The organism is Streptomyces rapamycinicus NRRL 5491 (assembly GCF_024298965.1).
Classification (GTDB): Bacteria; Actinomycetota; Actinomycetes; order Streptomycetales; family Streptomycetaceae; genus Streptomyces; species Streptomyces rapamycinicus.
The window spans coordinates 11,393,677-11,404,694 of the sequence record NZ_CP085193.1 but is presented as its reverse complement, the minus strand read 5'-3'; the positions used below and the strand labels follow the sequence as shown (position 1 = coordinate 11,404,694).

1 protein-coding gene is annotated in these 11,018 nt (G+C 70.7%); it reads right to left on the bottom strand.

Going from position 1 to position 11,018, the window contains the following annotated elements; translation table 11 throughout:
* Positions 1–52: 52 nt before the first annotated feature.
* On the bottom strand, positions 53–11,002 hold the full coding sequence (locus LIV37_RS46950; RefSeq protein ID WP_243146527.1) for a type I polyketide synthase: 10,950 nt from the start codon (positions 11,000–11,002) through the stop codon (positions 53–55).
* Positions 11,003–11,018 lie beyond the last annotated feature (16 nt).

Sequence of the window (11,018 nt, the reverse complement as noted above, 5' to 3'; positions counted from 1 at the left end):
CCCAATCACAAGGCTGTCGGCAGATCGCGGAGGGGTATTGCTTCGGATCGCTTCAGAGAATTCCGAGATCCTCGTCCACCATCTTGAAGAGTTCGCCATCCGTCGCCGATTCGAGTTGGTCGACGAGAGCAGCGTCGCTGCTCGGGACTTCCTGTGCGTCGCCGTACTTTGCCAAGAGCTCCCGCAGGCGTGACACCACATCCGTGCGGCCGATCTCCTCCCAGGTCATCGCCGACAGACCGGCTTCGAGCTGATCGAGTCCCACGGATACCGGCACCGAGGTGGTGGCGGAGCTGGTGTCCCGCGTCAGTTCGTGGTGCAGGTGCTGGGCCAGGGCGGTGGGGGTCGGGTGGTCGAAGACCAGCGTCGCGGTCAGGCGCAGCCCGGTCACCGTGCCGAGCCGGTTGCGCAATTCCACCGCCGTCAGCGAATCAAAGCCGAAGTCCTTGAACGCACGGCCCGGTTCCACGGTTTCGGGGCCGCCATGGCCCAGCACGGCGGCGACATTCCGTCGTACCGTGTCCAGCACCAGGCGTTCGCCTTCCGCATACGAGGCTCCGGCCAGGCGCGCCCGCAACGCCTCCGCCGCCCCGGCCGCTCCGGCCACCCCGGTGGATTCCGCCGTCACCCGACGGGCGGGCACGCGCACCAACTCCCGCATCACATGCGGTACTTCCACGAAGCCGTCATGCGCGGCGGACCTCCAGACCGTCGTGTTCAGCCGTGCGGCCGCGATGACCGGACCATCGCCCGCACAAGCCGCGTCGAACAGGGCAAGCCCCTCGGTCGACGACAGGGCGGAGATGCCGACCTGGTCCATCCGCCGCCTGTCCACCTCGGCCAGCCCCTCGGTCATTCCGCTGCGCTCCTCCCACAGGCCCCAGGCCAGCGACAGGCCGGGGAGACCGTGCGCCCGGCGCTGTGAGACCAGCGCGTCGAGGAAGGCGTTGGCGGCGGCGTAGTTGCCCTGTCCGGCGGCCCCGAACATGCCCGCCACCGAGGAGAAGGCCACAAACGCCGACAGGTCGAGCCCGGCCGTCAACTCATGCAGGGCCAGTGCCGCCTCCGCCTTCGGCCGCAGCACCGTGTCCAGCCGCTCCGGAGTCAACGACGCGATCACACCGTCGTCCAGCACGGCGGCGGCGTGGACGACGCCCTTGAGCGGACGTGCGGCGGGTATGTCCGACAACACCGCGCTGAGGGCATCCCGGTCGGCCACATCGCAGGCCGCCCAGGTCACCGATGCCCCGGCCGAGGTCAGTTCGTCAGCCAGCTCGGCCGCGCCCTCGGCCGCCGAGCCCCTGCGGCTGAGCAGCACCAGATGCCGCACACCGTGGTCGGCCACCAGGTGCCGGGCCAGCAGACCGCCCAGGGTGCCGCTGGCCCCGGTGATGAGGACCGTGCCCTCGGGATCCCATGTCGCCGAAGCGCCCTGTTCCGCCGTCCCCTCGGCTCGGACCAGCCTCGCCGCGAGTACGCGCCCACCTCGTACGGCCAACTGCGGCTCGCCCGAGGCGAGGGCAGCGGCCAGCGGAACGGAGCCGAGCCCCATGGGTCCGTCCGCGTCGAGGAGGAGCAGTCGGCCGGGGTGTTCGGCCTGCGCGGATCGCACCAGGCCCCATACCGCCGCCCCGGCCAAGTCGTCCACGCCCTCGGTGGAGGTGGTGGCCACGGCACCGCGAGTGGTGATGACCAGGCGGGAATCGGCGAACCGCTCCTCGGCCAACCACTCTTGCACCCGCTCCAGCGCCTGGTGCGCCGCGCCACGTAGACCCTGGCGGGTGTCGCCACCGGTGCCGGTCGCGGAGGCCAGCAGCACCCACTCCGGCAGAGACTCGCCCTCGGCGCCGGACCGGGCAAGGGCTCCCAGGTCAGGATGCGTCCGCACCTGCCAGCCCGCCGACCGCAACGCCACGGCCAGCTCACCGTCCTCCTCACCGATCACCGCACAGCGGGCGGTGGACGGCTCGTCGCCCAGGGGTGGCATGGCGTCCCACCGCAGCCGGTACAGCGACTCATGGTCGGTGCCGCGCGCGGCGTCGAGCTGCTCGGCGGAGACCGGGCGCGTCACCAGCTCTGCCACCGAGGCCATCAACCGGCCCGTCTCATCGGCCACGGCGAGCGACAGTCCGTCGGCCCCGGCCGCCGCCAGCCGTACGCGGACCGTTGTCGCGCCGGTGATGTGCGCCGACACCCCGTTCCAGGCGAACGGCAAGCGGACATGTTCCGCGTCCGAGGCCACCAGACCGCCGGGCCCCGCCATGTGAAGGGCCGCGTCGAGCAACGCGGGGTGCACGCGGAACCGCGCGGCGTCCGGCCACTGCTCCTCGGCCAGGGCCACCTCGGCGAACACCTCCGTGAACGCCTCGTCTTCGCGCCGCCAGGCGGCCCGCACGCCCTGGAACGCCGGCCCGTACGCGAGCCCGCCCAGCGCGAAGCGCTCGTACATGCCGCTGATGTCGATCGCCTCCGCATCCGCGGGCGGCCACACGCTCAGCTCGGCCGAGATCGCCGCGTCCGGCCCCTCGGCCTGGGCCAGAACGCCGGTGGCGTGGCGCGTCCAGGGCCCGTCCTCATCAGCGGATTCCTGCCGGGAGTAGACGGTGACGGGTCGGCGGCCGTCGTCATCGGCTCCGGCCACCAGCACCTGGAGCTGAATCGCGCCGCGTTCGGGAAGGACCAGCGGCGCTTCCAGCACCAGGTCGTCCACCTGGTCACAGCCGAAACGGCCACCGGCGTGCAACGCCAGATCCACGAAGGCCGTCCCCGGCACCACCACCGCGCCCAGCACCTCATGGTCGGCCAGCCAGGCGTGGGTACGCGCGGACAGTCGGCCGGTGAACAGGCATCCGTCGGAGTCGGGCAGCCTCACGGCGGCACCGAGCAGGGGATGCTCCTCGGGCCGCAGCCCCGCCGAAGCCACGTTGCCCGCCGCCCCACCGGCCTCGAGCCAGTACCGCTTCCGCTGGAAGGGGTAGGTCGGCAGCTCCACATGGCGTACGGGAGTCGGCACATGGCGTACGGGAGTCGGCGCGAGCAACGCCGTCCAATCCACCGGGACGCCACGGACGAAGATCCGAGCCAATGCCTCCTGGAGCGTGGCGCTCTCGCCTCGGCCGCTGCGCAGGGCGGAGACGAACTCGACGTCCGGCGCACACTCCTGTCCCATGCCGGACAGCACCCCATCCGGCCCCAGCTCCAGGGAGGTCGTCACACCCGCCTCCGCGAGAGCCGCCATGCCTTCGGCGAAGCGCACGGTCTCACGGACGTGGCGCACCCAGTACTCGGCCGAGCACAGCGCCTCGGCATCCGCCACCAAGCCCGTCACATTCGATACGACGGGGATGCGCGGAGGCGCGTACGACAACCCCTCGGCCACCCGCCGGAACTCCGCCAGCATCGGCTCCATCAAGGGTGAATGGAAGGCATGGGAGACCCGCAGCCGCTTGGTCTTGATCTCCTGAGCCTCAAACCGCCCGGCGACCTCCGACACCGCCCCTTCCGCCCCGGAGATCACGGTCGAGTGCGGCCCGTTGACCGCCGCCACACTCACCTCGGCCTCACGACCGGCCAGGAACGGCAGTACGTCGGCCTCGGCGGCCTGCACCGACACCATCACCCCACCCGACGGCAACCCCTGCATCAACCGCCCACGAGCCGCCACCAAAGCACACGCGTCTGCCAGCGACAACACCCCCGCCACATGCGCCGCCACCAGCTCACCAATCGAATGCCCCGCCACAAAATCCGGCCGCACACCCCACGACTCCACCAACCGGAACAGCCCCACCTCCACCGCGAACAACCCACACTGGGTATACGCGGTCCCCTCCAGCCCCGCCGCGTCCCCACGGATCACCTCCCGCAGCGAACGCTCCAGCGCGCCCTCAAAGTGCCCACACACCTCATCGAACGCCTCCGCGAACACCGGGAACGCCTCGCACAGCTCCAGCCCCATCCCGACCCGCTGACTGCCCTGCCCCGAGAACAACACCGCCAGCTTCCCCGGCGCCGCAGAACCCCGCACCACACCGGCCGCCGGTACGTCATCCACCAGCGCTTCCAGCCCGGCCACGAAGCCCTGACGGTCACCGGCCAGCACCACCGCCCGATGCTCGAACACCGAGCGCGTGGTCACCAGCGACGAGGCCACATCCACGACCGACGCCTCGGCGTCCAGCTCTCCACGCACCACCGGCAACAGCCGCTCCGCCTGCGCCCACAGCGCGCCTTCGGACTTCGCCGACACCACCCACGGCACCTGCGTCGACCCGGCGGATCCGTCCGTCACCGGCCCGGCGACGGGCAGCTCCTCGGGGGCCTGCTCCACGATCACATGCGCATTGGTCCCGCTGGCGCCGAAGGAGGAGACACCCGCACGCCTCGGCTGCCCCGTCTCCGGCCATTCCGTCGCGTCCATGAGCAACCGCACCGCGCCCTCGGACCAGTCCACATGCGGCGACGGCTCATCCACGTGCAGCGTCTGCGGCAGTACGCCGTGCCGCATCGCCAGCACCATCTTCATCACACCCGCCACACCGGCCGCCGCCTGCGTATGGCCGATGTTCGACTTGATCGAGCCGAGCCACAACGGCCGCTCCTCGGCGCCCCGCTCGCGCCCGTAGGTCGACAGCAGTGCCTGTGCCTCGATGGGATCGCCGAGCGTCGTGCCCGTACCGTGTGCCTCCACCGCGTCCACCTGGGCGGCGGACAGCCCGGCACTCGCCAGCGCCGCCCGGATGACTCGCTGTTGCGACGGGCCGTTGGGGGCCGTCAGTCCGTTGGACGCGCCGTCCTGGTTGACGGCGGACCCACGGACGACGGCCAGCACCCGGTGGCCGTTGCGCCGTGCGTCCGAGAGCCGTTCCAGCAGCAGCATGCCGACGCCCTCGGAGAATCCCGTACCGTTCGCCGCTCCCGCGAACGCCTTGCAGCGACCGTCGGCCGACAGTCCCCGCTGACGGCTGAACTCCACGAACAGGGCGGGGGTCGACATCACCGTCACGCCGCCCGCGAGCGCGAGCGAGCACTCGCCCTGGCGCAGCGACTGGGTCGCGAGGTGCAGCGCCACCAGCGACGACGAGCAGGCGGTGTCCACCGTCACGGCGGGCCCTTCGAACCCGAAGGTGTAGGAGACGCGGCCCGAGGCGATGCTGCCGGCGGTGCCGTTGCCGATGTAGCCCTCGACTCCTTCCGGCACCGTGGCCGAGCCGTAGTCGTGGTGCATGATTCCGGCGAAGACGCCGGTCTGGCTGCCGCGCACCGACGCCGGGTCGATACCGGCCCGCTCCAGCGCCTCCCACGACGTCTCCAGCAGCAACCGCTGCTGCGGATCCATCGCCAGCGCCTCACGCGGCGAAATCCCGAAGAACGCCGGATCGAAATCACCCGCGTCGTACAGGAAACCACCCTCACGCGCATACGCCGTGCCCCGGTGATCGGGGTCCGGGTGATACAGACCCTCCAGGTCCCAGCCGCGATCGTCCGGAAAGGCCGCGATGGCGTCTCCGCCGCGGGCCAGCAGCCGCCACAGATCCTCGGGGGACTTCACCCCGCCCGGGAAGCGGCAGCTCATGCCCACGATGGCGATCGGCGCATCCTGAGAGACGGTCACCGGCACACGACGTCCTGCGTCGGCAGCCACCTCGCCGCTCCTGCCGAGCAGCTCATCGCGGAGGTGGCGGGCGAGCGCCAGGGGCGAGGGGTAGTCGAAGACCAGGGTGGCGGGCAGACGCAGCCCGGTGGCCGTGTTCAGCCGGTTGCGCAGTTCGACCGCCGTCAGCGAATCGAACCCGAGCTCCTTGAACGCACGCTCCGGGTCGACCTGCTCCACATCCGAGTAGCCGAGCACCGCGCCGACCCCGCGGCGCACCAGATCCAGCAGCGTCTGCTCCTGCTCGGCCGCCGAAAGCCCCTCGAGCCGGACAAGGTCACCGTGCAGGGGTGTGTCCATGCCCGGCGCGGCGTCCGCAAGGGCCCTCCGCGAGGGGGTACGCACCAGCCGTCGAAGCAACGGCGGTACTGCCCCGGCCCCACCACGGAGCGCTGCCGGGGCGATCCGCACGGGAACCAGCAGCGACTGGTCCATGGCGCTCGCCGCGTCGAGAAGCGCAAGGCCTTCGTTTGACGACAGCGGGATGACGCCGCCGCGCTCCATCCGGGCGACGTCGGCGTCGGCGAGGTGGCCGGTCATATCGCTGCGTTCGGCCCAGAAACCCCAGGCCAACGACACCCCCGCAAGCCCACGCGCCCGACGCCGCGCCGCCAGCGCATCCAGGAACATGTTCGCCGCCGCGTAGTTCCCCTGCCCCGCCGCCCCGAACGTCGCAGCGGCCGACGAGAACATCACAAACGCCGACAGCTCCAGATCCCGCGTCAACTCATCCAAAAGCACCGCCGCATCGACCTTCGGCCGCAACACCACATCAATACGCTCCGGCGTCAACGACTCCACCACGCCGTCATCCAGCACACCGGCCGCGTGCACCACCCCGCGCAACGGACGATCCGCCGGAATACGCGCCAGCACCCCCGCCAACGCCTCACGGTCGGCCGCATCGCAGGCCACCATGGTCACCGACGCGCCCAGCTCCGCCAGCTCGGCCTCCAACTCCACCGCGCCGACGGCCTCCCGGCCCCGCCGAGAGAGCAACACCAGATGCCGCACCCCACGCTCGGCCACCAAATGCCGCGCCACCAAACCACCCAGCGTGCCGGTGGCACCGCTCACCAGCACCGTACCCTCGGGATCCCACGCAAAGCCCGACCCAACACCCTCGGCAGAAGCCGCAGGAGCAACGGCACGCGACAGCCGAGGCGCCAGCACATCCCCGGACCGCACGGCCACCTGGGGCTCCCCGCACCCCAGCACCGCCCGGAGCACACCGGCCGACACCGGTACGTCATCGACGTCGACCAGGACGAACCGATCCGGATGCTCAGCCTGCGCCGATCGCACCAAACCCCACACCGCGGCCGCCGCCACATCCGGCACATCCTCACCCGGTACGGCCGCCACCGCACCCCGCGTCACCACCACCAACCGCGAACCGGCAAACCGCTCTTCCCTCAACCACTCCTGCACCACACCCAGAACGCGGTGCGCGAAATGGCGCGTGGCGGACGGAAGATCCTGTGCACCCGAATCCGACTCGGACGCACACGTCACGAGGACGACATCCGGGGAGTCGGTCAGGATGGCCAGCTCCGGGCCGCTCACTACATCCTGCTCTGCCGCCTCCAACGCGGCGGCGAGGCCGAGATCGTCCGATCCGACCATCGCCCACTGAGCCTGAGATGCCGCCCCCTGCACGCCCTCTGTGGGCACGCGGTCCCATTCCACGGTGAACAGCGAGTCCCTGGCGACCTGCGGGGACGCGGTGAGCTGCTCGGCCGCCACCGGTCGCCCCACCAGCGAGTCGACCGAAGCCACCGGCACTCCGTCGGCGTCCGCCACCAGCACCGAGATCCCGTCGGCGCCCGACGGCGACAGGCGCACCCGCAGTTCCGTCGCCCCCGTGGCGTACAGGGAGACGCCCGTCCAGGCGAACGGCAGACGCGCGGGGCCCGCCTCCTCGTCTTCCGGACCCACCCCGGCCATATGCAGGGCGGCGTCGAAGAGTGCCGGGTGCAGACCGAAGCGACCCGCCTCCGCACGCTGCTCCTCCGCAAGCGCCACCTCAGCAAACACCTCATCACCACGACGCCACGCCGCACGCACCCCCTGAAACACCGGCCCATACTCCAAACCCACCCCAGCCAACCGCTCATACACACCACCCACATCCACCCCCACCGCACCCACCGGCGGCCACACACCCAACCCATCCACCACCACCGGAACACCAACCGACAACACCCCCGACGCATGCCGCGTCCACACCCCCTCACCCTCACCCTCCACCTGCGAAAACACACCCACCACACGCCGACCCACCCCATCCGGCGCCCCCACCGACAACTGCACCCGCACCCCACCACACTCAGGCACCACCAACGGCGCCTCCAACGTCAACTCCTCCAACCACCCACACCCCACCCCATCACCCGCACGCAACACCAACTCCACCAACGCCGACCCCGGCACCACCACCACACCCCACACCGCATGATCAGCCAACCAACCATGCGAAACCAACGACAACCGCCCCGTCAACAACACCCCATCCACACCCGCCAACCCCACCACCGCACCCAACAACGGATGATCAGCCGAACCCAAACCCGCAGACGTCACATCACCAACGACCACACCCGCGGACTCCAACCAGTACCGCTCCCGCTGGAAGGCGTACGTGGGCAGCTCAACGCGACACGCACCCGTCCCCGCGAACGTCCGAGCCCAGTCAACAGAAGCCCCACCCACATAGGCCTCGGCCACAGAAGTCAGGAAGCGCTCCAGACCGCCTTCGTCACGGCGCAGCGAACCGACAGCGGTGACACGGGCGCCGTGCTCCTCAGCCGTCTGCTCCACAGCCATCGTGAGCACCGGATGGGCACTGGCCTCAACAAACACCTGGAAACCGTCGACCAGCAGGGCGCGTACAGTCTCCTCGAAACACACCATCTGACGCAGATTCCGATACCAGTACCCGGCATCCAGACCCGCCGTATCCAGCACCCCACCAGTCACCGTCGAATAGAACGGCACCGACGACGACCGAGGACTGATCCCGGCAAGCTCCCTCGCCAACTCGCCCTCGATCGCCTCCACATGAGCGCAATGCGAGGCGTAATCCACCGGCACACGCCGCGCCCGGACCCCCTCACCCTCACACACGGCCAGCAACTCCTCCAACGCATCCGCATCACCGGAAACCACCACCGCCAACGGCCCGTTCACCGCCGCCACCGACAACCGCTCACCCCACGCCCCCAGCCACTCCCGCACCTCCCCCACCGGCAACGACACCGACACCATCCCCCCACGCCCCGACAACGCCCGCAACGCCCTACTCCGCAACGCCACCACCCGCGCCGCATCCTCCAACGACAACCCACCCGCCACACACGCCGCCGCAATCTCACCCTGCGAATGACCCACCACCGCAGCAGGCTCCACCCCATACGAACGCCACACCTCAGCCAACGACACCATCACCGCCCACAACACCGGCTGCACCACATCCACCCGCCCCAACGCCACCGCATCACCCAGCACATCCACCAGCGACCAGTCCACGAACGGCCCCAACGCCGCCGCACACTCCCCCAACCGCTCCGCGAACACCGCAGACGACTCCAACAACCCCGCCGCCATCCCCACCCACTGCGCCCCCTGCCCCGGAAACACCAACACCGCACGACCATCACCACCCGCGACCACACCCCGCACCACGCCAGAGACGTCCCGGCCCGCCGCCAGCGCCGCCACTCCATCGGCCAAACCGCCCCGGTCCCCCGCCAGCACCACCGCACGATGCTCGAAGACCGTACGAGTCGTCGCCAGCGACCACCCGACATCCCCGGCCGACAGCTCCGCCCGCTTCTCCGCGTACGACGCCAGCCGACCGGCCTGAGCCCGCAAGGCCGCCTCGGATCGGGCCGACAGCACCCACGGCACCACCGTGGAGCCGCCCCCGCGCACCCCCTCATCCGCCGCGTCATCGTCATCGCCGACCGGCGCCTGTTCCAGCACCACATGGGCGTTGGTGCCGCTGACGCCGAAGGCCGAGACACCGGCCCGGCGAGGTTCGCCGCTCTCCGGCCATGCCATCTGCTCGGCCAGCAGCTGGACCGCGCCGGCCGACCAGTCCACATGCGGTGTCGGCTCATCGACGTGCAGGGTCTTCGGCAGCGCACCGTGCCGCATGGCCAGGACCATCTTCATCACACCGGCCACACCGGCCGCCGCCTGCGTATGGCCGAGGTTGGACTTCACCGACCCCAGCAGCAGTGGCCGACCGTCCGCGCGGTCCTGCCCGTAGGTGGCCAGCAGCGCCTGCGCCTCGATGGGGTCGCCCAGCGTCGTACCCGTGCCATGCGCCTCGACCGCGTCCACCTCGGCGGCCGACAGCCGCGCGTTGGTGAGGGCCTGAAGGATGACGCGTTGCTGCGAGATGCCATTGGGCACGGTCAGGCCGCTGCTGCTGCCGTCCTGGTTGACGGCGGAGCCACGTATCACCGCCAGCACCGGGTGGCCGTTGCGGCGCGCGTCCGACAGCCGCTCCAGCAGCAGCATGCCCACACCCTCACCCCAGCCCGTGCCGTCCGCGCCCGCCGCGAACGCCTTGCACCGGCCGTCCGGGGCGAGACCCCGCTGACGGCTGAACTCCACGAAGAGGCCGGGCGTGGACATCACGGTCACGCCTCCGGCGAGGGCGAGCGGGCACTCCCCCTGCCGCAGGGACTGCACCGCGAGATGCAGTGCCACCAGCGACGATGAGCAGGCGGTGTCCACCGTCACCGCGGGCCCTTCGAAGCCGAAGGTGTAGGAGAGCCGACCCGACATCACACTGGCCGCACCGCTGGTGGCCAGGAAGCCCTCGACGCCCTTCGGGGCCTGCCGCAGGGCGACGGTGTAGTCCTGACCGTTGGTGCCCACGAAGACACCGGCCTTGCTGCCCCGCAACGATGCCGGAGCGACACCGGCCCGCTCCATGGCCTCCCACGAGGTCTCCAGCAGCAGGCGCTGCTGTGGATCCATCGCCAGCGCCTCACGGGGCGAGATGCCGAAGAAGGCGGGATCGAAGGCGCCCGCGTCGGAGAGGAACGCGCCCTCCTTGACGTACGAGGTGCCGGAGCGGTCGGGGTCCGGGTCGTACAGCTCCTCCAGGTCCCAGCCGCGGTCCTCCGGGAACGCGCCCACGGCGTCCTCGCCACGGGCGAGCAGCCCCCACAGCTCCTCCGGAGACCGCACACCGCCGGGGAAGCGGCAGCTCATCGCCACGATCGCGATGGGCTCCCGGGACTTCTCCTCGACATCGCGGAGACGCCGCTGCGTCTGGCGCAGATCGGCCATGACGCGCTTGAGGTAGTCGACGAGCTTCTCTTCGTTTGACACTTGGCCCTGCCCCCTC